Consider the following 23,568-nt stretch of genomic DNA (forward strand, 5'->3'; position numbering starts at 1 on the left):
CCGGGGGAGTGCGGGGCCTACCTGCGGGCGAAGGCCTCGTACTCCTTCATCACCTCGTCGGTCGGGCCGTCGGCGCGGATCGTGCCGGCCTCCAGCCAGATGCACCGCTCACAGGTGTCCCGGATCGACTGCTCGCTGTGGCTCACCAGGAACACCGTGCCGGCCTGGGCGCGCAGCTCCCGGACCCGGGCCTCGCTGCGCCGGCGGAACTTGGCGTCACCGGTGGCCAGCGCCTCGTCGATCAGGAGCACGTCGTGCTGCTTGGCGGCCGCGATCGAGAAGCGCAGCCGGGCCGACATGCCCGAGGAGTACGTCCGCATCGGCAGGGTGGCGAAGTCACCCTTGTCGTTGATGCCGGAGAACTCGATGATCTCGTCCTTCTTCGCCCTCACCTCGTCCGGCGACATGCCCATCGCGAGGCAGCCCAGCTCGACGTTGCGGTCGCCGGGCAGCTCGTTCATCAGTGCCGCGTTCACACCCAGCAGGGACGGCTGGCCGGAGGCGTAGATCGCGCCCCGGGAGACCGGCAGCAGGCCGGCCACCGCGCGCAGAAGGGTCGACTTGCCCGAGCCGTTGGTGCCGATCAGGCCGATCGCCTCGCCCTTGTAGGCGACGAAGCTGACACCCTTGACCGCGTGCACCTCGCGGATGTTCGAGTTCTTGCTCCGGGTGGCCAGGCGCTTGAAGCTGGCCAGCGGGCTGGAACTGGACGCACCGGCCTGGTGGACCTTGTAGATGATGTGGGCCTCGTCGGCGATGACGGTGGGAATCCGCTCGTTGTCAGCCACGGCCGTAGCCCTTCTCTCCGCGCCAGAAGTAAACGAAGCCGCCGATGCCGACGACCACGGTCCAGACGATCGCCTCGATCCACAGCACGGCCGGGGAGTTCGCCAGGGTGGCCTCATCGAGCAGCGCGTGGCGCATCAGTTCGATGTAGACCAGCATCGGGTTGGCCTCGACCACCTGGAGCTGCCAGCCGCTCAGCAGGTCCTGGAACTTCGTCACCGGGTAGAGAACGGCCGACCCGTACAGCCAGAACCGCATGATGAACGGGATGAGCTGCTTGACGTCGCGCACCTTGGAGCCGTAGCGGGCCATGAACAGGCCCAGGCCGACGTTGAAGAACGACTGCAGGATCAGGGCCGGCACCACGATCAGCCACTTGACGGTGATCGGCTCACCGGTGATCAGCACGATGCCCATCAGGACGAACACCGCCACCACGAAGTTGCGGATCTCCACCAGCGAGGCGGAGAGCGGCAGGCTGGCCCGGGGGAAGTGCAGCGCGCGGATCAGCCCCAGGTTGCCGGTGATCGCGTTCGTCCCGGTCTGCACCACCGACTGGGTGAACTGGAACACGAAGACACCGATGCAGAGGTACGCGATGAAGTTCGGCATCTCGTGGTGGCCGCCGAGGACCAGACCGAAGATGACGTAGTAGACAGCCGCGTTGATGATCGGGGTGAGCACCTGCCACACCGCGCCGAGCTTGGTGTTGCCCAGTGCGGACGTCATCTTCGCGCTGGAGTGTGCCCGGATGAAGTGCCGGTACTCCCACAGCTGCCGGGTGTAGTCCGGAAGGCTCGGAAGCCGTCCGGACGCGCTCAGGCCGTTGCGCCGGGCCAGCTCCTTGAGGGAGAGGCCGGCGTCGGTCTCGGCGACCGCCGTCTCTGGCATGGGGTGGTGCTCCGATCTGGTCGGCCCGAAGGGCGCGGCGGGATCCGATGCCTGGTGCGAGGTCACAGCATGCAGCATGACAGGCCCCCGCCGATGCCGATGGAACGGGTTCGTATCGACGTGGATGTGACGGTAGCTGACCAAACGGCGGAACGCAACCGTTACGTCGTAGCGCTATAGTGACCGTGTGGCGACAATCAAGCGCGCACCAGCCGGAGCGGCGGTGCTCCGAGGCGATATCACCGTGGCGATCCGAAACGCCGTCATGAGTGAGCTGGCGGAGGTCGGTTACGGCCGGTTGTCCATCGAGGCAGTGGCCCGCCGTGCCGGGGTCGGCAAGACGGCGATCTACCGTCGATGGAGCAACAAGCTCGAAATGGTAATGGAGATAATCTCGGATGTCGCGGAGCGAAAAGTTCCACTTCCCGACACCGGAAGTTTCTCCGGCGACCTCCAGCTCCTCCTGATGATCGTGAGCACGGCTCTCCAGCACCGGATCGCGTCCCAGATCATCCCGGACCTGATGGCCGAGGCGGCCCGCAACCCGCAGATCGCCGAGACTCTGCAACGGGCCCTCCGGACCCACCAGCAGGCCGTCGGCGAGAAGCTGATCGGGCAGGCGGTGGCCCGCGGCGAGCTGCCCGAGGGCACCGATCCGGAGGTGGCCGTGGACATGATCCTGGGCCCGCTCTACTGGCGGCTGGCCGTGGCCCGGCAGCCGATCGGTGAGGACTACCTGGAGAAGTTCACGGTGGCGGTGACCGCGGCGTTGCGCGCCACCGCCTGACCGGCAACCGAACTCGCACTGGTTCGCTCCCGTTTGCAACTCAGCGAATCCAGCGTCGCGGGCCGGAAATGCCGACCGGAGAGGCTGATCCCGACCCCACCATTGGAGCCGGCTTATGACCTCTGCCTGTGATTCCCGTGTCGACTTCACCGTCCTCGACGCCACCTCGCTGCTCGCCATCGCACTCGGGAGCTCGCCGGGCCCGCACTCCGGCTCCGGCGGCCCCCGGCCCCCGCTGGTGATCAGCGACGCCGTGGTGGGCTCGTGGCACAGCTCCGACGGCGCGGTCCGGCTGAGCCTGCGGACCGATGGGACGTACGCCGGTGAGGTGGCCGGCCGTCGACGGCCGGCCCGCGGCACCTACCGGATCGAGGGCGGTTCGGTGCTGCTCCGCGACGATTCCGGCCTGCAGACCGCGGTCGCCGTCCAGGACGGCGAGCTGGAGATGGCCGGCCACCGGCTGCATCCCGCCGGATAACCGGGTTCCCTCCCGGGCGTACGGCGGTGATGCTGTCCCCATGATCGATTGGCTGAACAGCCCGGCGCTGGTGGCGTTCGGGGTGCCGACGACCTGGGCCGAGGTGCTCGGGTTCCTGACCGGACTCGTGAACGTCGGCCTCCTGGTCCGCCGGCACATCCTCAACTGGCCGCTCGGCATCCTCAACGTGCTCCTACTGATGGTCGTCTTCTGGTCGGCGGGCCTGTACGCCGACGCCACCCTCCAGATCGTCTATGTGATCCTCGGCTGCTACGGCTGGTGGGCCTGGCTCCACGGCGGCCAGAACCGGTCCGCCCTGGAGGTCCGCTCCACGACCCGTCCGGAGTGGATCGGTCTGATCGTGGCCGGGGTGCTGCTCACCGCCGGCCTCTGGCTCTTCCTGGACCGGCTCACCGGCTCGACGGTCCCGCTGGCCGACGGGCTCACCACGGCGCTGTCCCTGCTGGCCACCTACGGCCAGACCCGCAAGCTGGTGGAGGGCTGGTGGATCTGGATCGCCGCCGACCTGATCTACATCCCGCTCTACGCGTACAAGGATCTCTGGCTCACCGCGATCCTGTACGTGGCCTTCCTGCTCCTGTGCGTGCTGGGCCTGCGTTCGTGGCGGGTGGCGTTGCGGGCACGGCCCGGGGCGGTTCCGGCGTGAGGTACCGGCACGGGCTGATCGTCGGGAAGTTCTACCCGCCACACGAGGGCCACCATGCGCTGATCGACGCCGCGGCCGCCGTCTGTGAACGGGTCACCGTGGTGGTGGCGCCCTCCTCGGCGGAGAGCATCCCGCTGGCCGGGCGGCTGGCGTGGCTGCGCGCCGAGCACGGCCCGAACGTCCGGTTCGCCGGGGTTCATGACGACCACCCGATCGACTACGCCGACCCGGCGGTGTGGGAGCTGCACATGGCGGTCTTCCGGGAGGCGGCCGGCGCCGACCGGGTGGACGCGGTGTTCTCCTCCGAGGCGTACGGGGCCGAGCTGGCCCGCCGCTTCCACGCCGAGGCGGTCCTGGTCGACCCGGACCGGCTCCGGGTTCCGGTCTCCGGCACGGCGATCCGCGCCGACCCGGCCGCGCACTGGGACCGGCTGCGGGCCGGCGCCCGGGGTCACCTGGCCCGGCGGGTGATCGTGGTGGGCGCCGAGTCGACCGGCACCACGACCATGGCCCGGGCCCTGGCCCGGCACTACCGGACCCGCGGTGGGGTCTGGGCGGGCACCCGCTGGGTGCCCGAGTTCGGCCGGGAGCTCACCGAGCGCAAGCTCGCCGAGCTGCGTGTGGACCGGCCGGAGGCCACCGTCTTCGACGTGACCTGGGACCGGGCGGACTTCGTGACGGTCGCGGTCGAGCAGAGCGCGGACGAGGACGCGGCCGCCCGTGCCGGCTCGCCGGTGGTCTTCGGGGACACGGACGCCTTCGCCACCACGGTCTGGGAGGAGCGCTATCTGGGCAGCGCCTCGCCCGCGGTGGGTGAGCTGGTCCGGGCGCCGGACCTCTACCTGTTGACCGACTGCGCGGACGTGCCGTTCGAGGACGACGGGCTGCGTGACGGCGAACACCTGCGGCAGTGGATGACCGGGCGGTTCCGGGCCGGGCTGGCGGCCGGCGGCACGCCGTGGGTGGAGCTGACCGGGCCGTACGGGCGCCGCCTGCGTACCGCGATCCGGGCCGTCGACGACCTGCTCGCCGAAGGTTGGCGATTCACCGAGCCGCTGCGCCCTAAAACCCCGGTGGCCGCCGCCGATCAGTAGGGGACCCGATCGGAAGGACGGCACGTGCGGCACACCAGGATCGCGATCGCGCTGGCGGCGACATCGCTCACGCTGGGCGGCTGCGCCGCGCTCGGCTTCGGTGAGCGCACGGCGACGACCGGGGGCACCGCGCGGGGCGGCGAGTCGTGGCTGCTCGTGGAGCAGGGGCAGGCGACCCCGTCCCCGTCGGTCACGATGGGCAGCGCCAGCCCGACACCGGAGGTCTCGCTCTCCATGCCCACCCCCGACCCGAGGTGTACGAAGCTCTGGCCGCGGACCGACCCGGCGCTGATCCCGGTCCGGGTGACCCCGGGCGCCGGCTCGCTCAGGGTCGACTGGCCGACCCAGTTCAACTCGAACTACCGGGTGGCGGCCGTGCCGCAGAAGCTGGTGAAGGGCCCGCAGCCGCAACCGGTGTGGCAGGAGGTGGCGCCGGGCAGCGGGTGCGCGGTGAGCGCCACGATCACCGGGCTGACCCCGGGCGCCGCCTACATCGTCTGGCTGGACGCGCCGAACACCGGCCGGCGGCTGGACGGCACCCGGAACCTGTACAGCGGCCGGTCCGGCGTGGTCTACCCGGAGTAGCCGGGCTCACCACTCGGCGCCGGCCCGCTCCACGGTCAGGACCTCCAGGCCGTCCGGCCCGAGCCGGTACTTGGTCATGCTGGTCAGCGCCGGACCGTAGACGTGCACGCTGACCGCCGGCCGGATGCCGTTGTTGACGATCCGGTGGATGTGGTGACCGCCGAACCGGCGGCCCACGCCCTCACCCAGCTCCCGGGACGCGATCCGGGTCCGGCCGCCGGCCGTCGACACGGTGTCCTCGGTGAGGTCGCCGCTGTGCACGAGGAACGCGCCGGACGAGCCGCCGTGGTCGTGGATCTCGGTGGCCTGCCCGGGCAGCCAGGTGAGCAACCAGACCTCGTGGTCGTCGGCGACCGCGAGCCGGTGGTACCAGCGGTCGACCGGATTGAAGCGGGGCGCGACGGCCCAGTCGTGTGCGGTGGCGGAGTACCACTGCGCGATGGCGAGATGGTCGGACACGGCAGCCTCCCGGCAGGCATACAAAACCTATAGACCAGATAGGTTTTATCACATGATCGTCACCGAGGTGGGGCGAATTCGCCGAAGGCTTCGGGGCGGAAAGAGGCTTGGCGAGCTTTGCCTCTTTCGAAGAGTGGTGCGAAAAACTGCGTTGAGCGACCATGCCACCACACTGTGTCGAGATTTTTGGGCGGTCTGTCACCAGATCGGCCTACCCCGATCGGTCGTTCCGACAGAATCCGCTGCTCAGGCGGTCCCTGCCCAATCGGGATGGCTATATGGTGACCAGCGCCGCCGAGAACCGGTCGCCGGAGGCCGCCGCACCCCGCCTCCGATGCCCACACACCGAGGACGGACAAGTGTCGAAGTCACGCCGCGGGCTGTTCGCCGCCGGCCTCACCGCAGCCGTGATCGGCTCCATCGGAGTCGTCTCAACCCTCAACGCGGGTGCGGAGCAGATCCCGGAGAGCACGGTCCCCGCAGTGGCGCCGGCCGACCCCGGTCCGGCGGAGGGTGGTGAGCCGCCGGTCGAGGACCCACCGACGAAACTGCCCTGGGGGCAGCGGCCCCAGGAGATCCAGACCGGGCGCAACGGCGCCAGCAGCGGCGCGCTGAAGGCCGCCGGGCTGGACGCGGCCGCGCCCGACGCGAGCGGCGAGGAGGCCGAGGAGGAGTACGCGCCGAAGGGCCGCTCCACAGGTTCCGGGGTGCTCAAGAAGGAGACGACCACGGTCGTGCCGCCGGAGCCGCCGAGCCCCACCCCGACCGCCGCCGCGGCCAGGCCGACCGTCCACTTCCTCTACAACGTCGGGTCGCAGGCCGCGGTCTCCGACGGGGCGTACGCGAACCTGACGATCAACCGGCCGGCTCTGGCCCGATCCGACTACCACACGCTGGCCGAGCTGGCCGTGCAGTCCGCCGACGGCGCCCAGATCGTCGAGATCGGGTGGAACGTGGACCGCGTGGTCAACGGCGACGACGACCCGCACCTGTTCGTCTACCACTGGGTGGACCGGAAGCCGACCTGCTACAACGGCTGCGGATTCGTGCAGTTCAGCGACAACATCCGGCCCGGCGACACGCTGCCGCAGGACGTCACGAAGCGGTTCGGGATCCAGTACTTCAACAGGGCCTGGTGGATCGCGTACGACACCGAGTGGGTGGGCTACTTCCCGGCGTCGCAGTGGCCGACCGTGGACTTCTCCAAGACCGGCCTGGTCCAGGTCTTCGGTGAGGTGGCCGCGGCCACCGCCACCCCCTGCACCCAGATGGGCAACGGCAGGGACGGCGACGACACGACGGCCGCCCGGGTCGGCAGCCTGACCTACCTCAACGGGCCCGCGGTGGACATGCACATCCGCAGCACCAGCGACGTCTACACGGTCACCAAGTTGAGCGCCCGGACCTTCCGGTACGGCGGCCCAGGACTCTGCTGACCTGGATCCTCGGTCTCGATGCCCGGCCCCGGAAGGGTGCCGGGCATCAGCGTTTTCCGGTTTTCCGGGGCGGTCCTTGAACCGATCCACATGCCACGATGTACATCGAGGTGGCCGGGCCGAACCCGAGGGGAGAGCTGGCGCCGATGAAGCGACGGGTGAACCCCGACGAGCAACTGATGACCGCGCTCTACACCGAACACTATGCCGTCCTGATCAACTTCGTCTCCCGGTACGTGAACGACCGGCACAAGGCGGAGGACCTGGTTCAGGAGACACTTCTGCGAGCCTGGAAGCACATCGACCACCTCGACCCGGAACCGGGACGAACCAGGTCGTACCTGCTCACCATCGCCCGCAACGTGGTGACCAACGCCTGGCGGGCCGAACAGCGCCGACCACGCCTGGTCGCCGACGAGAACGCGGTCAACTCGGTGCCGTCGGCGGACAATGTCGATCAGATGGTGGAAGGCTGGCTGGTGGCGGAGGCTATGGAACGCCTCTCGCCGGAACACCGGGCGGTCATCCAGGCGATGTATTACGAGGGGCAGAGCGTGGCGGACGCGGCGCGGAAGCTGTCGGTGCCGGAGGGCACCGTCAAATCCCGGGCCTACTACGCCGTACGCGCACTGCGCACCGTCTTCGAGGAGATGGGGATGCTGCGATGAGCGATCTTGACGAGCACGGCGCTCTGCATCGTCTGCTGGGCGGGTATCTCCTGGGCGGTCTGGACGAGGCGGACACCGATCGGCTCGACGAACACCTGCACGACTGCGCGGAGTGCCGGGCCGAACTCGACCGGCTCTCCCCCGTACCGGAAATGCTGCAGAGTCTGCCGGACGCGCGGCACCTGGGTGGCGGCGCGGCGCTCGCGGTCTCACCGACCGCCCGGCCGAGCCCGCAGAACATCGAGAACCTGCTCAGCCGGATGCGGCAGCAGAAGTTCAAGGAGACCCGGGTGAACCGGGTGCGGTGGCTGGCCGCCGCCTCGGTCACGCTCATCGCGGCCGCCGCGATCGGCTACGGGATCATGACGAACACCGGCGAGGGCACCCCGACCGGTCCGGAGGCGCTGCCCAGCGTGCAGTTGATCAGCGCGCGGTTCCAGCCGGCGCCGGGCAGCGGGCTCACCGGCCAGGCGTCGATCACCCCGAAGAAGTGGGGTGTCGAAGTGGGGCTGGACGTGAGCCGGATGTCCGGGAACGGGCCTTTCCTGTGCCTGGTGCGCACCAAGAGCGGCACCACCGAGCAGGCCGCCGCCTGGGGCGACACGCTGGACGGCCAGGCGAAGCTGATCGGTGCCAGCTCGGTGAAGGCGGCCGAGGTCGACGCCATCCTGATCACCGACCGTGACGGGAAGGTGCTGGGCACGGCGACGATGGCCTGAAAGCGGTTGCCGGGGTGGGTTGAATGAGAGTCATGAAACTCCGTCCCGGCGATCGCGTCGCCGTCGTCTCGCCCTCGTTCGCCGCGCCCGCGCTCTTCCCGGAGATCCACGAGCAGGCCATGCGCCGGCTCCGGGAGGAGTTCGGCCTGGAGCCGGTGGAGTACCCGGCCACCCGCCGGTTCGGCGCCTCGCCGGAGGAGCGGGCGGCCGACCTGACGGCCGCATGGGCGGACCCGACGATCCGGGCGGTGCTGGCCACCATCGGCGGCGACGACCAGATCACCGTGCTGCGGCATCTCGACCCGGCGGTGTTCCGGGCCGACCCGAAGCCGTTCCTCGGATTCTCGGACAACACGAACCTGCTGAACTGGCTCTGGTTCCACGGCATCCCGGCCTATCACGGCGGTTCGACACAACTGCACCTGGGCGCCGGCGGCGGGGTCGACCCGGTGCACGCGGCCTCCTTGCGGGCGGCCCTGTTCGAGCAGACCGACCTGGAGATCCATCCGCTCGCCGAGATCCGCGAGGAGGAGATCAGCTGGGAGGATCCGCGTTCGCTGACCGAGCATGCGCCGTCGGTGAACGCCCCCGGCTGGGAGTGGCACCGGGCGGACCGGGTGGTGAGCGGGCCGACCTGGGGCGGCTGCCTGGAGATCCTGCACTGGAACCTGGCCGCCGGGCGCTGGATCCACCCGGCCGAGCGGTACGCCGGTTCGGTCCTGCTGCTGGAGACGTCCGAGGAGATGCCGTCGGGCGGGGAGGTGTTCCGGATGCTGCGCAACGCCGGCGAGCGCGGCCTGCTGGAGCAGTTCCCGGCCGTGCTGGTGGCGACCGCGAAGGCCAGCCTCTTCTCGGCGCCGAAGCCGCCGGAGGTGCGGGAGAAGTACCGGGCCGAGCAGCGGGCCGCGGTGCTCAAGGCGCTGGACGCCTACCACCCGGAGGCGATGGTGGTCTTCGGCGTGGAGTTCGGGCACACCGCGCCGCAGTGGGTGCTGCCGTACGGCGGACGGATCACGGTCGACGGCCCGAACCGCCGGATCACCGCCCACTTCTAGGCGATGCGCCGCGCCGTCTCCTTCTTCTCCAGCGGAGGCGGCGGCATCGCCTGACGTGCGGCGATCATGGCCGCCCGCGCTGCCGTCGCCGCCCGGGCCGCGGCCGCCGACCGGACCCGCATCAGCGTCTCCACCCGGGCGGTGAACTCGGCCCGGCTGAACGGTTTGGCCAGGAAGTCGTCAGCGCCGGCGCGCAGGGCGGTCGTGACCCGATGACCGTGCACGTCGGCGCTGACCATCAGGATCGGCAGCGATGCGGTCTTCGGGTCGCCGCGGATGAGGCGGCACAGTTCGATGCCGGAGATCCCGCCCATCCGGACGTCGATCACGGCGGCGTCGATGCCGCCCTCGGCCAGCCGGGCCAGCGCCGCGGTGGCGTCGGCGACGGTGACGACGTCGAACCCCAGCCGGACCAGCGCCAACGTCAGCAACTCTCGGTGGTCGACCTCATCGTCGGCGATCAACACGGTTGCCACGGGAACCTCCGGAACATGGCGGGCTGCTGTTACTCCTGTTCGGCAACCGAGATGAACCACTGAGCGCGAATAGGGTGGGAGACATGCGCGCCGCCGTCTTCCCCGAAACTGGCCCCGCTTCCGTCCTCCGACTCGTCGACCGTGATCTGCCGCTGGCCGCCGCCGGGGAGGTCCGCGTCCGGATCGTTCTCTCCGCGGTGAACCCCACCGACACCGGCACCCGGGCCGGTCGCGGGGTGCCGGACGGGGTGGCCCCACCCCGGGTGCCGAACCAGGACGGCGCCGGTGTGGTCGACGCCCTCGGCGAGGGCGTCTCCGATCTCGAGCCGGGCGACCGGGTGTGGGTGTGGGACGCCGGGTACGGCCGCGCGAACGGCACCGCCCAGGAGTACCTGGTGCTGCCCCGCCACCAGGTGGTTCGGATGAACGACGACGTCCCGTTCGAGGTCGGCGCCGATCTGGGCATCCCGGCGCTCACCGCGCACCGCTGCCTCACCCTCGTCGCCGACGGCCCGGCCCGGCTGGCCCCGGGCGCGCTGGACGGCCGGACCGTGCTGGTCGCCGGTGGCGCGGGCGCGGTCGGCAACGCGGCCATCCAGCTCGCCAAGTGGGCCGGCGCCACCGTGCTGACGACGGTCAGCTCGAAGGAGAAGGCGGCCCTCGCGCTGGCCGCCGGCGCGGACGCGGTGATCGACTACCGGGAGGAGGACGTCGCGGCCCGGGTCCGGGAGTTGAGCCCGGGCGGCCCGCACGTGATCGTCGAGGTGAACACCGCGAACCTCGACCTCGACCTGGACGTGATCGCCCCGGGCGGAAACATCGCCATCTACGTGGGCGGGAAGTTCAGTGTGCCCAGCTTCAAGGCGATGCTGAAGAACGTCAGCCTCGACTTCGTGCTCACCTACACGACCTCGCCGGAGGAGAAGGCGAACGCGGTGGCGGCGGTCGCCGAAGCGGCCAACGCGGGCGCCTTCCGGGTCGGCGAGGAGGCCGGGCTGCCGATCATCCGGTTCCCGCTGGACCGGGTCGCCGAGGCGCACGAGGCCGTCGAGAACCATGCCGTCGGCAAGGTCGTCATCGAGGTGACCGCTCCCTGAGCAGGCTGTCCGCCACCCGTTCGACGCCCCGGCCGTCCACCGCGGCCCATCCGTGGACGGCCAGGGCGGTCCGGTCGCCCGGGTTCAGCAGCAGCCGGCGCAACGTGGTCACCGCCTCCCCGCCCAGCTCCCCGAGACGTCCCAGGCCGGCCGCGTAACCGCGGGCGACGGTCCGTTCGTACCCCCGGATCTGGTTGTCGACGACCCAGACCAGCGCGGCGGCCCGGCCCAGGCACAGCAGCTCCCAGGTCGACGTGCCGCTCGCGCTGACCACCAGATCGGCGTCGGCGAGCAGTTCGGGCAGGCGGTCGGTCGGTTCGATGACGTGCAGGGTCTGGCCCTCGCCGGGCCGGACCGCGAGCAGTTCGGTGCGCAGCCCGTCGTCGGCGGCGATCACGGTGGCGTCGAAGGGCGCCGCGGTCCAGGCGAGCAGTCGCGCCACCTGCGGCGCGGCACGGTAGGCGTCGGTTCCGCCGAAGAACGCGACAACCTTGGGCGTACGGGCATTCGAGTGCACCGGCGCGGCGGACGGCCGTAACCGCCGCACCGAGGCACGCAGCAGCGCGTAGTCCAGCCCGGCCAGCCGCACGTCCCCGATGTCGAGGGCGGCGTCCAGGTTCTGGTCGACGTAGATGTCCGCGTCCTGGCCGCGCGGGTCACCGTCCACGATGGCCAGCACGGTCCGGCCGGTGCGGCGGACCGCCCGGCTGTGCGACGGCGGCAGTGTGTACGAGTCCACCACCAGCGCGTCCAGGTTCAGCCGTTCGGCCGCCGCGACCAGTCCCACCTCGTCGTAGGGCGCCGGATGCCAGGGCAGCCCGCGCTGGTCGAGCTGCGCGGCGGCCCACTCCAGCCCGCCCAGGTCGCTGAGGAAGTGCACGTCCACCCCGCGGGCGGTCAGCTCCTCGGCGAGCGCCACGCACCGCACCAGGTGGCCCACCCCGGTACGCGGTCCGGCGTCACACCGGATCCCGATGCTCGTCACGCCTGCTCCAGCTCCTTCTGCCGGACGTGCGCGTTCAACTCGGCCAGCTCGGGACGGTTGCCCAGCCACGTCGCGATCGACGAGACCGAGGTGGGCGCGTCGCCGAAGTGGTCGACGATCGCCTCGATCAGACGCCAGTCGTCCTCGGTGTCCAGGGTGAGCCGCAGGTGCGACAGGTCCGGCAGCACGGTCAACCCGATCACGTCGAACTCGGCGGGGTGGGTGTAGACGTACGACGTCACGTGGGTGCGGTGGTGGTCGTACGCCAGCTTGTCGATCTCCTTGAGGACCGCCGCCCGGACCACCTCGACGTCCAGGCCGCGCGGCAGGGTCCGGGTGATCGACGTGGTCAGGTAGTCCGCCCCGGCCGCCTCGAACACCCGGTACGCCCGGGCGACCAGCCGCGGGTCGAGCAGCGGGCAGTCCGCGGTGAACCGCATGACGTGCTCGGCCGACCGGGTCTCCAGCACCCCGAGGAACCGGGTGAGCACGTCGTCGACCGGTCCGCGGTAGCAGTCCACCCCGATCGCCGCGCATTCGGCGGCGACCGCGTCGTCGTCCGGCTCGACCGTGGTCGCCACGACGAGGTCGTCCAGGACACCGCTCTCCCGGGCGGCGCGGACCACCCGGTCGAGGACGGTCCGGCCGCCGAGGTGGCGCAGCACCTTGCCGGGCAGCCGGGTGGAGCCCATCCGGGCCTGAATGATGCCGAGCGTCGTCATTGCGTTCCTCTGTTCCGGATCCGGTTGCGGGCCGCCCGGGCGATGCCGAGGCCCGCCTTGGCGGCGCGAAATCCCAGGGAGCCGCTGAACGCGGCGATCTGCACCTTGGCGCGGCCCAGTTCGGCCTCGCGTTTGCCGAGTTCCGCCTCGTAGAACCGGACGCGGTCCTCGGCGTCGGCCAGCCGGCGGCGCACCGCGTCGAGCTGTTCCTCGTGTTGCCGCCGGATGTCCGGCAGCTCGTCGCCGGACACCGGTGCCGGCGTCGGCGCGGTGGTCAGCCCGGCCGCCCCGGCGAGCACGTCGGTGAGCCGGGCGACGTCGGTGACCCCCGGCCACGGGTGGTGGTAGCCGCCGGTGGCCAGCGTGTGCGCGAAGCGGGCCAGCGCGTCCGCCCGGTCCGGCGCCGACGGGTCCAGCCGGGCGTACCGGTCGCCGTCCACCAGCACGTTCCCGGCGGGCACGTTCGGCAGTCCGGTCATCCAGCCGGTGAGCAGCCGGCGCAGGCCCGGCAGGTCGTGCCCGAGCGCGGCGGTGAGCAGCCGCTCCTCCAGCAGCCGGCCGGACGGCAGCGGCCCGGTCAGCTCCTCGGGGCCCTGCACGGCCCGGCGCGACCAGGAGCCGTCCGGGCTCTTCACCAGCTCGGTGAGCGCGCCGCCCGGGCCCGCGATCAGTGCCGGCGGGAGCGGGACGACCTGGCCCGGGCGGGTGGCGAGCTGGGCGACGGCCAGCCAGCCGGGCGCCAGCTCGGCGCCGAGACCGCGGCGCACGGCCGCGGCGGCCAGCCGGCGGGGATCGCTCAGGACAGACCTTTCCCGGTACGCCGGAGCGACCGCCGCCGAAGCCAGGGCGGACAGCGCGTCCAGTGGCCCGTAGCGGAATGTTTCCGGGGTGGCCAGCAGGGTGGGCCGTTCGGGCAGCGGCCAGACCGCGGCCAGCCCGGCGACCGGCAGCCCCTCGGCGCCGAGTGCGGCGGCGAGCCGGTCCGGGCGGCCGGGTGCGCTGCCGAACTCGCCGAGCGGAGACCAGGCGTCACCGGTCCGGGCCGCAGTCGGGGTGCCCGGATCGACCAGGCGGTGTACGCCCAGCTCGTTTTCCACGGCGATCAGCAGCGTGCCGCCGGGACGCAGCGCTCGTTTGAACACCCGGACCGATTCCGCCCAGTCCAGCTGCGGGCCCTCCGGTGAGCAGAGTCGGCCCGCGCCGTCCAGGGCGATCACCGTGTCGTACCGGTCGGTGTCGGTGAGCTTGGAGAGGTCGCCGCAGACCACCCGTACGTCCCGGGTGGTCACCTGCTCGGCGTCCGGCCGGGAGCGCAGCAGCAGGGTGACCTCGCGACGGTCGGCCACCGCCCGGATCAGCGCCTCGTGGTGCGGGCCGGCGATCAGCACCCGGATCCCGGTGGGTAGGTGGTCGATCAGGCGCCGGTAGAGCGGGCCGCCGGCCGGTGGGCGTTCCTCGGCGTACTCCGGCATCTCGCCGCCGATCATGGTGATCATGCCGGCCAGCCCAGGATCGCGCGTAGCTCGGCCGGCCCGGCCAGGTGACCGTCGCCGAGCTCGGCCAGCGCGACGGCCCGGGCCCGGTCCGGGTCCGGCCCGGTCCCGTGCAGCTCCGGCCACTCCCGGCGGATCCGCTCGGCGGTCGGGGTGTCCTCCCCGGCCAGGTACATCGGGTCGCCGTAGACGGCCGGGGCGCACCCGGCCACGGCGCCGTAGAGGATCGCGGTGCTCAGCCGGTTCGACGCCACCCGGCGGTGCCGGCGCAGCTCGGCGAGTTGCTTGTGGAGGAACCGGGCGTCGGTCTGCCGCCGCATGTAGCCGCGGTAGCCGTGGCAGACGACCCGGCCGGCGTGCTCGTAGGCGGCCCGGATCCGGTCGTCGCGGTACTCGTTCCAGTACAGGCAGAACGTGACCGGGCCGGTCTCGGTCGCCGTGATCTCGTCGATCAGGCGCAGGTGGTCGCCGCTGACCCGCTGGCCCTCCCAGCCGTGGAACGGGTACCAGATCGTGCCCTCGCGCTCGCCCTCGTCCACGCTGTCCGATTCGGATCGGAGCAGGTAGAGGAACGGTGCGCCGGTCACGGTGGCCAGCGGGCGGCCCATCGACCAGGCCCGGCGGCGGGTCCGCTCGGACCACACGAAGATCGGTGAGCCGGGCGCGTACGGCGTGCCGCCGCCCAGCCCGTCCACCACGTTCCAGCCGTGCTGGAGGTAGCCCTCGATCCGGGGCGGATCGTCCGGGTCCAGCCCGCAGTACCCGGCGAGCACCTGGGCGTGCCCGTAGAAGTGGTTCCCGTGGTGCACCCGCTAGCTCCCCAGGATCCCGCGCAGCGCCTCGACCACGCGGTCCTGGTCGCTGTCGGTGAGGTCGGCGAAGAGCGGCAGGGACAGCTCCTCGGCGTAGAAGGACTCGGCCACCGGGCACATGCCCCGCCGGTACCCGAGGTCCTCGAAGACCGGGTGCCAGTAGACCGGGATGTAGTTGACCTGCACCCCGATACCGGCGGCGCGCAACCGGTCGTACACCTCCCGGCGGCGGCCGTCCTTCACCCGTACCGGATAGAGGTGCCTGATCGGGTCCACTTCGGAACGCTGAGCCGGAAGACGCAGGCCGGGGACGTCGGCGAGAAGCTCGTCGTAGCGTGCCGTGAGGCGCGCACGGCGGGCCTTGAACCCGGCGAGCCGCCGCAGCTGGGCCGAACCCAGCGCGCAGAGCACGTCCGGCAGCCGGTAGTTGAGGCCGAACTCGTGCACCTCGTAGTGCCAGCTGCCCTCGTCGGGGCGGCGCAGTCGCTGCGGGTCGCGGATCGAGCCGACGGTCCGGAAGTCCCGCACCCGCTCCAGCAGCTCCGGCCGGGTCGAGGCGACCGCCCCGCCCTCGCCGGTGGTGAGGTTCTTGGTCGGGAAGAACGAGAACGTGGTCAGGTCGGCGAGCGTGCCGACCGGCCGTCCCCGGTAGGTCGACCCGATCGAATGCGCCGCGTCGCCGAGCAGGAACACCCCGGCGCTGTCGGTGATCTTGCGGAGCCGGTCGTAGTCGGCCGGCACACCGGCGTAGTCGACCGCCGAGATCACCCTGGTCCGCGACGTGACCGCGGCCTCGGCCGCGGCCGGGTCGAGGTTCGCGGTGTCCTCCTCGACGTCGGCGAAGACCACCGTCGCGCCGAGCATGGCGGCGCCCGAGGCGGTGGCCACGAACGTCATCGGCGTGGTGATCACCTCGTCGCCGGGGGTCAGGCCGGTCGCCGCGTAGGCCGCGTGCAGCGCCGTCGTCCCGTTGGTGACCGTCACGCACGGCGCCCCGGCGACCGCTTCGAGGTCGGCCTCGAACGCGGCGACCCGTGGCCCGGTGGTGAGCCAGTCGCTGCCCATCGCCGCGACGACCGCCGCCACGTCGGCGTCGTCGATCGACTGTCGTCCGTACGGCAGCATCAGTTCTCCGCGAGCAGTTCGCGCATCTCGTCGACCGAGAGCCAGAGGTCGTTGTTGTCCGAGCGGTAGTTGAAGCCGTCGGCCACCTCCTCGCCACCCTCGGGCGTCTTGTAGCCCCAGCTGGCGACCACCGGCTGGACCACGTACCGGTCCTTGAAGCGCAGCGTGCGGCGGCTGTCGTCGGCGGCGATCATCTCCTCGTGCAGCTTCTCGCCGGGCCGCATCCCCATCTCGTGGGTGGGCGCGCCGGGGGCGACCGCCTCGACCAGGTCCATGATCCGCATGCTCGGGATCCGCGGGACGTAGAGTTCGCCGCCCTGCATCACGTCGAACGAGTCGACGACGAACTTCACCGCCTGGTCCAGCGTGATCCAGAACCGGGTCATCCGCTTGTCGGTGATCGGCAGGCTCCGGCCCTCGGCGGCCAGTTTCCGGAAGAACGGGACCACCGAGCCGCGGCTGCCCATCACGTTGCCGTAGCGGACCACGGCCATCCGGGTCGGGTGGGTGGCGGCGTAGTGGTTGCCGGCGATCACGATCTTGTCGGCGGCCAGCTTGGTGGCGCCGTACAGGTTGATCGGGCTGGACGCCTTGTCGGTGGAGAGCGCCACGACCTTCTTGACCTCGGCGTTGATGGCCGCGTCGATGACGTTCTGGGTGCCGTTGATGTTCGTGGCGACGAACTCCGACGGGTTGTACTCGGCGGTGTCGACCTGCTTGAGGGCGGCCGCGTGCACCACGTAGTCGATCCCGTGCATGGCCCGGGCGAGACGCTTCTCGTCCCGGATGTCACCGATGAAGAAGCGCAGGCGCGGGTCGTCGCCGAACATCTGGCGGACCTCGTACTGCTTCAGCTCGTCGCGGGAGAACACCACGATCCGGTGCGGGTCGAGGTGGGTCAGCGCGTACCTGAGGAATTCCTTGCCGAAGGAACCGGTGGAGCCGGTGACAAGGATCGAGGAGCCGGCGATTTCAGACAAGGTTCTCTCCGGGGGATCAGGGAAGGCCGGTACGAGGCGGAAGCATAACCAGCCCGGAGCGCAATTCCCGGGGAGCGGGAAAATGCTGCGATCAGTTCATTTCCAGTTCAGCCTGGATTGGTCGTGGCGACCGGGAACCTGCGGGATCGTGGGTTTCCTCTGAACACCCCACCCTGGAGTTATCTCGTGACTGAGCTGCAGAGACTACGCGAGGCGTTTCGTACCGCCCTCGATCTTCCGGCGGACGCGCCCGTGGACGACCTGAGTTACCAGGACGACGAGAAGTGGGATTCGCTGGCGCACATGTCACTCGTCGCGACGATCGAAGATGAATTCTCGGTAATGATTGACACGGATGACGTCATCAATATGTCAAGCTTTGCCGAGGCCGTGAAAATTCTTGGTAAATACGGGGTGGACGTCAAGTGAGTGCCGCCCTGGTCACCGGGGCGTCGCGCGGAATCGGCCGGGCCACCGCGCACCGCCTCGCCGAACGGGGATACGACCTGGTCCTGCACGGCCACCACGAGGCCGGCGTCGCCGACACCGCCGCCGAGCTGGCCGGGAAGTTCGGGGTCACGGTCGTGCACGCGGCCGGCGACATCGCCGACCCGGCCACCAGCAAGGCCCTGGCCCGGCTGGCCTTCGAGACGTTCAAACGGCTCGACGCCCTGGTCGTCAACGCCGGGACACACGCCGCCGGGATGCTCGGCATGACCGCGGACGACACCATCGGGCGGCTCTTCGCGGTGAACGCGGCCGGCGCGGTCCACACCCTCCAGAACTCGGTCCGGCTGCTGGCCCGCGGCGAGAACCCGGCCGTGGTGCTGACCGCCTCGATCACCGGCACCCAGGGGGCGGCCGGGCAGGCCGTCTACGCCGCCTCCAAGGCCGCCGTCGCCGGGCTCACCAGATCCGCCGCCAAGGAACTCGGGCCGCGCGGCATCCGGGTCAACGCGGTGGCGCCCGGCTTCATCGCCACCGACATGCTGGACACCCTGGACGAGGCCGGCCGCGCCGAACGGATCGCGAACACCGCCCTCGGCCGGCTCGGCGCCGCCGAGGACGTGGCCGACGTGATCGTCTTCCTCCTCTCCGAGCAGGCCCGGTTCGTCACCGGGCAGGTCATCGGGGTCGACGGAGGTCTGACGCTGTGAACCTGCTCCACCCCGACGCCCGGGTCGTCGACGCGGCCACCGGCGAGACGCTGACCCCGGCCATGATCGACGCCTTTTCGGCGCCCGGCGAGCCCGGACCGGTCTTCATGGGCATGCCGACGACGGTTCCGGCGGTCGCCCGCTACCTGGCGGCGCTGCGGCTGGGCCGGCCGGTCCTGCTGCTCGACCCGGAGACCGACCAGACCCCGCTGCGCGATCGGTACACCACCACCGACGTGCACCCCGACCTGGCGCTGCTGCTCACCACCAGCGGATCCACCGGCGACCCGAAACTCGTCCGGCTCTCCCGCTCGGCGGTGCTGGCCAACGCCGAACAGGTCGCCGAGAGCCTCGGCGTCACCGGGGACGACGTCGCGATCACCACGCTGCCGCTCTTCTATTCGTACGGGCTGTCGGTTCTGCACTCGCACCTGCTGCGCGGGGCGACCGTGGTGCTGGACCGGACCGGGATCATGCGCAGGGACTTCTGGACCGCGGTGGACGAGCACCGGGTCACCTCGATGGCGTTCGTCCCGTCCCAGTACGAGATGCTGCGGCGGCTGCGTTTCGACCCGGCGAAGCACCCGTCCGTGCGTACCCTCACGCAGGCCGGCGGCCGGTTGCGGACCGACCTGGTCGCCGATTTCGCGGGCCGGATGGACGCCGTCGGCGGCCGGATGTTCGTCATGTACGGGCAGACCGAGGCCGCGCCCCGGATGGCCTGCCTGCCGCCGTCGCACCTCGCCGGGAAACCCGGCTCGGTCGGCCGGGCGATGCCCGGCGGCGCCTTCACCATCGAGGACGGCGAGGTCGTCTACCGCGGGCCCAACGTCATGATGGGGTACGCGGAGACCGCCGCCGATCTGGCCCGGGGCGACGACCAGGGCGGCGTCCTGCGCACCGGGGATCTGGGCCGTCTCGACGACGAGGGCTTCCTGTACATCACCGGCCGGCTCAAGCGGATGGGCAAGGTCTTCGGCGTCCGGATCAACCTGGACGACGTGGAGCGGCAGTTCCCGGTCGCGGCGGTGGCCGGGGACGACAGGGTCCACGTCTTCGCCGAGGGGCTCTCCGCGGACGAGGTCCGGGCGCTGCGCACCAAGATCGCCGAATGGCTCGGGGCGCACTTCACCGGCGTCGACGTGCGCACGGTCGAGGTGCTGCCGCTGCTGCCCAACGGCAAGACCGACTACCGGGCGCTGGAGGCGTCGCTGTGAGTGTCTTCACCCTGCCGCAGGCCGACCGGGAGAAGCGTCTTCTTCCCGAGTTGGAGGAACTGGTGGCGCATCACCGTCGCCACTGCGAGCCCTACGACCGGATCCTGGCGGCCAGCGGCTTTTCGTCCGCCGCTTCGGTGGCTGATCTTCCCTGGCTGCCCGTCCGGCTCTTCAAGACCCTGGAGCTGAAGAGCATCCCGGACGACGAGGTCTTCAAGGTGCTCACCTCCAGCGGGACCACAGGCGACGTCAGCCGGATCTATCTGGACAAGGCCGCTGCCGCGGCCCAGACCCGGCAGCTCGGCGCCACCCTCCAGACCGTGCTCGGCCCGAAACGCCTGCCGATGCTGATCGTCGACACCAGATCGATCCTCAAGGACCGCCGCTCGTTCAGCGCCCGCGGCGCCGGAGTGCTCGGCATGGCCACCTTCGGGCGCGACCACGTCTGGGCGCTCGACGAGCAGGGCGTGGTCGACGTCGACGGCATCCGCGGCTTCCTCGACCGGCACGGTGACCAGCCGTTCCTGATCTTCGGGTTCACCTACCTGGTCTGGCTGCACCTCTACGAGACCGCGCTGGCGCACGGGCTGGACCTGGGCAACGGTATACTGATCCACTCCGGTGGATGGAAGAAGCTGGTCGATCAGGCCGTCTCGCCGGAGGAGTTCCGCGAAAGGCTGGGCCGGGCCGGACTCACCCGGATCCACAACTTCTACGGCATGGTCGAGCAGATCGGGACGATCTTTCTTGAAGGCCCGGACGGTGGTTCGCTGTATTGCCCCGACTTCGCGGACGTCGTGGTTCGCGACCCGGAGACCTGGGCGGAGCTCCCGCCCGGTGAACCGGGCCTCCTGGAGGTCGTGAGCACCCTTCCCACGTCGTACCCGGGGCACGTGCTGCTCACCGAGGACCTCGGCGTGGTGCACGGCATCGACGACGGCACCTGGCCCGGCAAGCGGTTCTCGGTGCTCGGCCGGCTGCCGCGCGCCGAGGCCCGGGGCTGCTCGGACACGTATCGGAGCGCGGCATGAGGTTCAGGTTCGGGGCCGAGGGCGACCTCACCGCCCCCTCGGAGGACCGGCTCACCGTCGGCGACCCGCGCGTCGTCGACTTCCTCGCGGCGCTGGCCCGGCGGCTGCTCGCCCCGGCCGTGGCCCGGCGCTTCCCGGAGCTCGGGTCGCTCGGCTACTTCCTGCGCCCGGCCGAACTGACCCGCGCGGTCGCCGCCATGCAGCGCACGGACGCCCTGGTCTTCCCCCGGGGCAACGTCTTCCATCTGCCCCCGGCCAACGTGGACACCATCTTCGTCTACTCGTGGGCGCTGTCGGCGCTGGCCGGCAACCACAACGTGGTCCGGATCTCGTCACGCTCGGCGGGCGCGGCCGAGGCCATCCTGGAGGCGCTCAACGCGGTCGACGGCGACCCGGTGATCGGGCGGACCCAGCGGATGGTCACCTACGGGTACGACGACGCGATCACGGCCGCCCTCAGCCGGTGGTGCGACCTGCGGGTCGTCTGGGGTGGGGACACCGCGGTGGACACCATCCGCAGGCACCCGCTGCGGCCGTCGGCGCGGGACCTGACCTTCCCGGACCGGACATCCTGGGCGGTGCTGTCGGTGCCCGGCTGGCGGGCCGCCGACCCGGCCGCCCGGCGGGCCGCGGTGACCGGGTTCGCCAACGACGCGTACTGGTTCGACCAGGCCGCCTGTTCGTCGCCGCGGACCGTGTTCCTGGTCGGCGACGGGGATCCGGCCGAGGTCCGGGCCGAGTTCCTGGAGCTGCTGCTCGACGCGGTGGGCAGGCGCGGCTGGACGGTCGACGCGGCGATGGCGGTGGAGAAGCGGGTCAACGCGTACGGGCTGGCCGCCACCGGCGCCGCCACCGCGCTGGACCTCTCGGACAACCGGGTGACCGCGGTGACCCTGGCCGGCGCCGATCGGGCGCCCCGGCGCTGGATCGGTGCGGGCGCGTTCCCGTTCGCCCGGGTGGACTCGCTGTCCGACCTGGTGCCGGCGATGAACCGGCAGGACCAGACGGTCAGCCACTTCGGGTTCACCCCGGCTGAGCTGCACGCCTTCGCGGCCGAACTGGGCGGCCGCGGGGTGGACCGGATCGTGCCCTTCGGGTCGGCTCTGACCTTCGGCGCCGTCTGGGACGGTTACCACCTGCCGAGCGAGTTCACCCGGCTCACGGTGATCCAGCCGTAAGGTCGTTGATCGACGTTGCGCCGGGGGCGTACCGTCGCGGCCATGTCCAAGATTATCAATGGCCGGCTGACCGGGGCGCTGGCCGTGAGCACGGCCGTTCTGGTCGGCATCGCCGGGAGTGTCACGCCCGCGTCCGCGGCCGCGAGCGCCACCCCCGGCTCGGCGGGCCTCGGCGACCGGCTCTACCCCCTGCTCGGTAACGGCGGCTACGACGTCACCAACTACAACCTGCGGCTCAACCACCCGGCGAAGAACCCGGCGCAGACCGTCAACGGCAGCGTCACGATCAGCGCGGTGGCCACCCAGAACCTGTCCCGGTTCAACCTCGACTTCGCCGGCAACAGCGTCGGCTCGGTCTACGTGAACGGCAAGGCGGCCACGTTCAGCCGGTCCGGCGAGGAGCTGGTCATCACGCCGTCGGCGTACCTGCCGAAGGGCAAGGGCTTCTGGGTCACCGTCAACAACTTCACCGCCACCCCGGTCTCGGCCACCGGCGACGCGCCGGAGGGCTTCGTCGCGACCAAGGACGGCACGGTGCTCGCCGGCCAGCCGGACACGTCGCACAACCTCTTCCCGAGCAACGACCACCCGCGGGACAAGGCGACCTACACCATCGCGGTGACCGTCCCGTCCGGCTGGAAGGGCGTGGCCAGCGGCCGCCACCTGAAGACGACCACCGCCGGCGGCTACACCACGTCGGTCTACCGCGAGGCCAAGCCGATGGCCAGCGAGCTCGCCCAGATCGTGGCCGGTGACTTCCTGGTCTACAACCGCAAGGCCGTCGACGGCGTGCAGATCCGCGACGTGGTCCCGCGCCGCCTGTCGAGCCAGCTGCTCACCAAGGCCAAGGCCGAGCGCGCCCAGCTGACCTACATGACGAAGAAGGTCGGAAAGTACCCGTTCGAGAACTACGGGTCGCTGGTCATCGACGCGGACCTCGGCTTCGCGCTGGAGACCCAGACGCTCTCGCTCTACGACACCGGCCTGTTCGGTGCCCCGGCCTACATCCTGAACCCGATCATGGTGCACGAGCTGGCGCACCAGTGGTTCGGCGACAGCGTGGCGCCGAAGTCGTGGAGTGACGTGTGGCAGAACGAGGGCCACGCCACCTGGTACGAGCTGCTCTACGCCGCCGACACGAAGACCTTCAAGAAGTACACCGGCTTCGCCGATCCGGACGCCTACTTCAAGTCGGTCTACCAGGCCAGCGACATGCTGCGCGCGGAGTACGGCCCGGTCGCCCGCCCGAAGGGCTCGGCGTCGGTGTGGGACGTCTTCAACCCCAACGTGTACGCCGGTGGCGCGCTCGCCCTCTACGCCCTCAAGCAGAAGATCGGCGCCAAGAAGTTCGCCAAGCTCGAGCGTGAGTGGGTCCGCAAGTACCGCGGCAAGTCGGCCTCGACGCAGGACTTCATCGCCCTCGCCTCGAAGGTGTCCGGCCAGAACCTCAAGCCGTTCCTGACCCGCTGGCTGTACGGCACGAAGACCCCGGCCATGCCCGGTCACAGCAGCTGGAAGGTGTCGTCGGCCTCGGCGGCGTCCACCACGGCCGCCGCTGACGCGTTCATCGTGCCGCTGCGCCAGCACATGGCGGACCACCACTGAGATAGGTGGTCGGGTTATCCCTACCTTCTGATCGGCGGTCAACGGGATCGCACGGGCGGGTGCCG

Annotated in this window: 26 protein-coding genes; 16 read left to right on the plus strand and 10 right to left on the minus strand. The window is 70.9% G+C overall.

The genetic code is table 11. The features are described from left to right. Window positions 1-17: 17 nt before the first annotated feature. On the minus strand, window positions 18-788 hold the full coding sequence (locus tag BJ964_RS12255) for an ABC transporter ATP-binding protein (protein ID WP_229806904.1): 771 nt from the start codon (window positions 786-788) through the stop codon (window positions 18-20). Further along, a complete protein-coding gene (locus tag BJ964_RS47905; RefSeq protein WP_229806905.1) occupies window positions 781-1,677 on the minus strand; it encodes an ABC transporter permease in 897 nt (298 codons plus the stop codon). The genes BJ964_RS12255 and BJ964_RS47905 overlap by 8 nt, the downstream gene beginning before the upstream one ends. Window positions 1,678-1,900: 223 nt before the next feature. Between BJ964_RS47905 and BJ964_RS12260 the strand changes: the two genes are divergently transcribed. The 5 genes from BJ964_RS12260 (at window position 1,901) to BJ964_RS12280 (ending at window position 5,288) form a co-directional block, all read left to right on the plus strand. Continuing rightward, entirely contained in the window at window positions 1,901-2,464 is a 564-nt protein-coding gene (locus tag BJ964_RS12260) for a TetR/AcrR family transcriptional regulator (RefSeq protein WP_188126916.1), read from the plus strand. Window positions 2,465-2,579: 115 nt separating this feature from the next. Further along, entirely contained in the window at window positions 2,580-2,942 is a 363-nt protein-coding gene (locus tag BJ964_RS12265) for an Atu4866 domain-containing protein (protein ID WP_188120785.1), read from the plus strand. 40 nt (window positions 2,943-2,982) lie between these two features. Next, on the plus strand, window positions 2,983-3,609 hold the full coding sequence (gene pnuC, locus BJ964_RS12270) for a nicotinamide riboside transporter PnuC (RefSeq protein ID WP_188120786.1): 627 nt from the start codon (window positions 2,983-2,985) through the stop codon (window positions 3,607-3,609). Beyond that, entirely contained in the window at window positions 3,606-4,703 is a 1,098-nt protein-coding gene (locus BJ964_RS12275; protein ID WP_188120787.1) for an AAA family ATPase, read from the plus strand. The genes pnuC and BJ964_RS12275 overlap by 4 nt, the downstream gene beginning before the upstream one ends. Before the next feature lie 24 nt (window positions 4,704-4,727). Further along, on the plus strand, window positions 4,728-5,288 hold the full coding sequence (locus BJ964_RS12280) for a hypothetical protein (protein WP_188120788.1): 561 nt from the start codon (window positions 4,728-4,730) through the stop codon (window positions 5,286-5,288). A gap of 6 nt (window positions 5,289-5,294) precedes the next feature. On the opposite strand, the gene BJ964_RS12285 is transcribed toward BJ964_RS12280, so the two are convergent. After that, window positions 5,295-5,747, minus strand: coding sequence for a cysteine dioxygenase (locus BJ964_RS12285; RefSeq protein WP_188120789.1), 453 nt, complete (start codon window positions 5,745-5,747; stop codon window positions 5,295-5,297). Window positions 5,748-6,106: 359 nt separating this feature from the next. Between BJ964_RS12285 and BJ964_RS12290 the strand changes: the two genes are divergently transcribed. From BJ964_RS12290 to BJ964_RS12305, 4 genes are all read left to right on the plus strand, one after another. Further along, window positions 6,107-7,183 carry a neprosin family prolyl endopeptidase gene (locus BJ964_RS12290; protein ID WP_229806906.1) on the plus strand — a complete coding sequence of 359 codons (1,077 nt, stop codon included), beginning with the start codon at window positions 6,107-6,109 and terminating at the stop codon, window positions 7,181-7,183. A gap of 146 nt (window positions 7,184-7,329) precedes the next feature. After that, window positions 7,330-7,851: a sigma-70 family RNA polymerase sigma factor gene (locus BJ964_RS12295; protein WP_188120791.1), complete on the plus strand. Its 522-nt coding sequence runs from the start codon at window positions 7,330-7,332 to the stop codon at window positions 7,849-7,851. Next, window positions 7,848-8,570, plus strand: coding sequence for a zf-HC2 domain-containing protein (locus tag BJ964_RS12300; protein ID WP_188120792.1), 723 nt, complete (start codon window positions 7,848-7,850; stop codon window positions 8,568-8,570). The genes BJ964_RS12295 and BJ964_RS12300 overlap by 4 nt, the downstream gene beginning before the upstream one ends. A gap of 32 nt (window positions 8,571-8,602) precedes the next feature. Continuing rightward, window positions 8,603-9,625 carry a S66 family peptidase gene (locus BJ964_RS12305; RefSeq protein ID WP_188120793.1) on the plus strand — a complete coding sequence of 341 codons (1,023 nt, stop codon included), beginning with the start codon at window positions 8,603-8,605 and terminating at the stop codon, window positions 9,623-9,625. Here BJ964_RS12305 and BJ964_RS12310 read toward each other — a convergent pair. Further along, complete coding sequence (locus BJ964_RS12310) at window positions 9,622-10,101, minus strand: response regulator transcription factor (protein ID WP_188120794.1); 480 nt, start codon at window positions 10,099-10,101, stop codon at window positions 9,622-9,624. The two genes, BJ964_RS12305 and BJ964_RS12310, sit on opposite strands and share 4 nt — an antisense overlap. An 83-nt stretch (window positions 10,102-10,184) precedes the next feature. Here BJ964_RS12310 and BJ964_RS12315 point away from each other — a divergent pair, with 83 nt between their 5' ends. Then, complete coding sequence (locus BJ964_RS12315; RefSeq protein WP_188120795.1) at window positions 10,185-11,198, plus strand: NADPH:quinone reductase; 1,014 nt, start codon at window positions 10,185-10,187, stop codon at window positions 11,196-11,198. On the opposite strand, the gene BJ964_RS12320 is transcribed toward BJ964_RS12315, so the two are convergent. Genes BJ964_RS12320 through pseB form a run of 6 tightly spaced genes read right to left on the minus strand, consistent with a single transcriptional unit; the run spans window position 11,176 to window position 17,315 of the window. Then, window positions 11,176-12,183: a PseG/SpsG family protein gene (locus tag BJ964_RS12320; protein WP_188120796.1), complete on the minus strand. Its 1,008-nt coding sequence runs from the start codon at window positions 12,181-12,183 to the stop codon at window positions 11,176-11,178. The genes BJ964_RS12315 and BJ964_RS12320 overlap by 23 nt on opposite strands. Then, window positions 12,180-12,905, minus strand: a complete 726-nt coding sequence (locus tag BJ964_RS12325; protein ID WP_188120797.1) for a cytidylyltransferase domain-containing protein — start codon at window positions 12,903-12,905, stop codon at window positions 12,180-12,182. Before BJ964_RS12325 ends, BJ964_RS12320 begins: the two co-directional genes overlap by 4 nt. Then, window positions 12,902-14,401: a hypothetical protein gene (locus BJ964_RS12330; protein WP_188120798.1), complete on the minus strand. Its 1,500-nt coding sequence runs from the start codon at window positions 14,399-14,401 to the stop codon at window positions 12,902-12,904. Before BJ964_RS12330 ends, BJ964_RS12325 begins: the two co-directional genes overlap by 4 nt. Further along, on the minus strand, window positions 14,398-15,207 hold the full coding sequence (locus BJ964_RS12335; RefSeq protein WP_188120799.1) for a hypothetical protein: 810 nt from the start codon (window positions 15,205-15,207) through the stop codon (window positions 14,398-14,400). The genes BJ964_RS12330 and BJ964_RS12335 overlap by 4 nt, the downstream gene beginning before the upstream one ends. Window positions 15,208-15,210: 3 nt before the next feature. After that, window positions 15,211-16,335 carry a DegT/DnrJ/EryC1/StrS family aminotransferase gene (locus BJ964_RS12340; RefSeq protein ID WP_188120800.1) on the minus strand — a complete coding sequence of 375 codons (1,125 nt, stop codon included), beginning with the start codon at window positions 16,333-16,335 and terminating at the stop codon, window positions 15,211-15,213. Further along, entirely contained in the window at window positions 16,335-17,315 is a 981-nt protein-coding gene (gene pseB, locus BJ964_RS12345; RefSeq protein WP_188120801.1) for a UDP-N-acetylglucosamine 4,6-dehydratase (inverting), read from the minus strand. Before pseB ends, BJ964_RS12340 begins: the two co-directional genes overlap by 1 nt. Window positions 17,316-17,501: 186 nt before the next feature. Here pseB and BJ964_RS12350 point away from each other — a divergent pair, with 186 nt between their 5' ends. Genes BJ964_RS12350 through BJ964_RS12375 form a run of 6 tightly spaced genes read left to right on the plus strand, consistent with a single transcriptional unit; the run spans window position 17,502 to window position 23,503 of the window. Continuing rightward, a complete protein-coding gene (locus BJ964_RS12350) occupies window positions 17,502-17,744 on the plus strand; it encodes an acyl carrier protein (RefSeq protein ID WP_188120802.1) in 243 nt (80 codons plus the stop codon). Then, the gene (locus BJ964_RS12355) at window positions 17,741-18,472 is read left to right on the plus strand and encodes an SDR family NAD(P)-dependent oxidoreductase (RefSeq protein ID WP_188120803.1); all 732 of its coding nucleotides are present in this window, start codon (window positions 17,741-17,743) and stop codon (window positions 18,470-18,472) included. Before BJ964_RS12350 ends, BJ964_RS12355 begins: the two co-directional genes overlap by 4 nt. Next, on the plus strand, window positions 18,469-19,689 hold the full coding sequence (locus BJ964_RS12360) for an AMP-binding protein (protein ID WP_188120804.1): 1,221 nt from the start codon (window positions 18,469-18,471) through the stop codon (window positions 19,687-19,689). Before BJ964_RS12355 ends, BJ964_RS12360 begins: the two co-directional genes overlap by 4 nt. Continuing rightward, window positions 19,686-20,720 carry a LuxE/PaaK family acyltransferase gene (locus BJ964_RS12365; RefSeq protein ID WP_229806907.1) on the plus strand — a complete coding sequence of 345 codons (1,035 nt, stop codon included), beginning with the start codon at window positions 19,686-19,688 and terminating at the stop codon, window positions 20,718-20,720. Before BJ964_RS12360 ends, BJ964_RS12365 begins: the two co-directional genes overlap by 4 nt. Further along, window positions 20,717-21,898: an acyl-CoA reductase gene (locus tag BJ964_RS12370; protein ID WP_188120806.1), complete on the plus strand. Its 1,182-nt coding sequence runs from the start codon at window positions 20,717-20,719 to the stop codon at window positions 21,896-21,898. The genes BJ964_RS12365 and BJ964_RS12370 overlap by 4 nt, the downstream gene beginning before the upstream one ends. 42 nt (window positions 21,899-21,940) lie before the next feature. Continuing rightward, entirely contained in the window at window positions 21,941-23,503 is a 1,563-nt protein-coding gene (locus BJ964_RS12375) for a M1 family metallopeptidase (RefSeq protein WP_188120807.1), read from the plus strand. Window positions 23,504-23,568: the final 65 nt, after the last annotated feature.

It is taken from the genome of Actinoplanes lobatus, assembly GCF_014205215.1.
Classification (GTDB): domain Bacteria; phylum Actinomycetota; class Actinomycetes; order Mycobacteriales; family Micromonosporaceae; genus Actinoplanes; species Actinoplanes lobatus.

Bases quoted from the DNA above. Each gene is read 5' to 3' on its own strand.
- BJ964_RS47905 (WP_229806905.1), bottom strand. From the start codon at position 1,677: ATGCCAGAGACGGCGGTCGCCGAGACCGACGCCGGCCTCTCCCTCAAG.
- BJ964_RS12265 (WP_188120785.1), top strand. From the start codon at position 2,580: ATGACCTCTGCCTGTGATTCCCGTGTCGACTTCACCGTCCTCGACGCC.
- pnuC (WP_188120786.1), top strand. From the start codon at position 2,983: ATGATCGATTGGCTGAACAGCCCGGCGCTGGTGGCGTTCGGGGTGCCG.
- BJ964_RS12295 (WP_188120791.1), top strand. From the start codon at position 7,330: ATGAAGCGACGGGTGAACCCCGACGAGCAACTGATGACCGCGCTCTAC.
- BJ964_RS12300 (WP_188120792.1), top strand. From the start codon at position 7,848: ATGAGCGATCTTGACGAGCACGGCGCTCTGCATCGTCTGCTGGGCGGG.
- BJ964_RS12305 (WP_188120793.1), top strand. From the start codon at position 8,603: ATGAAACTCCGTCCCGGCGATCGCGTCGCCGTCGTCTCGCCCTCGTTC.
- BJ964_RS12315 (WP_188120795.1), top strand. From the start codon at position 10,185: ATGCGCGCCGCCGTCTTCCCCGAAACTGGCCCCGCTTCCGTCCTCCGA.
- BJ964_RS12325 (WP_188120797.1), bottom strand. From the start codon at position 12,905: ATGACGACGCTCGGCATCATTCAGGCCCGGATGGGCTCCACCCGGCTG.
- BJ964_RS12330 (WP_188120798.1), bottom strand. From the start codon at position 14,401: ATGATCACCATGATCGGCGGCGAGATGCCGGAGTACGCCGAGGAACGC.
- BJ964_RS12340 (WP_188120800.1), bottom strand. From the start codon at position 16,335: ATGCTGCCGTACGGACGACAGTCGATCGACGACGCCGACGTGGCGGCG.
- BJ964_RS12370 (WP_188120806.1), top strand. From the start codon at position 20,717: ATGAGGTTCAGGTTCGGGGCCGAGGGCGACCTCACCGCCCCCTCGGAG.
- BJ964_RS12375 (WP_188120807.1), top strand. From the start codon at position 21,941: ATGTCCAAGATTATCAATGGCCGGCTGACCGGGGCGCTGGCCGTGAGC.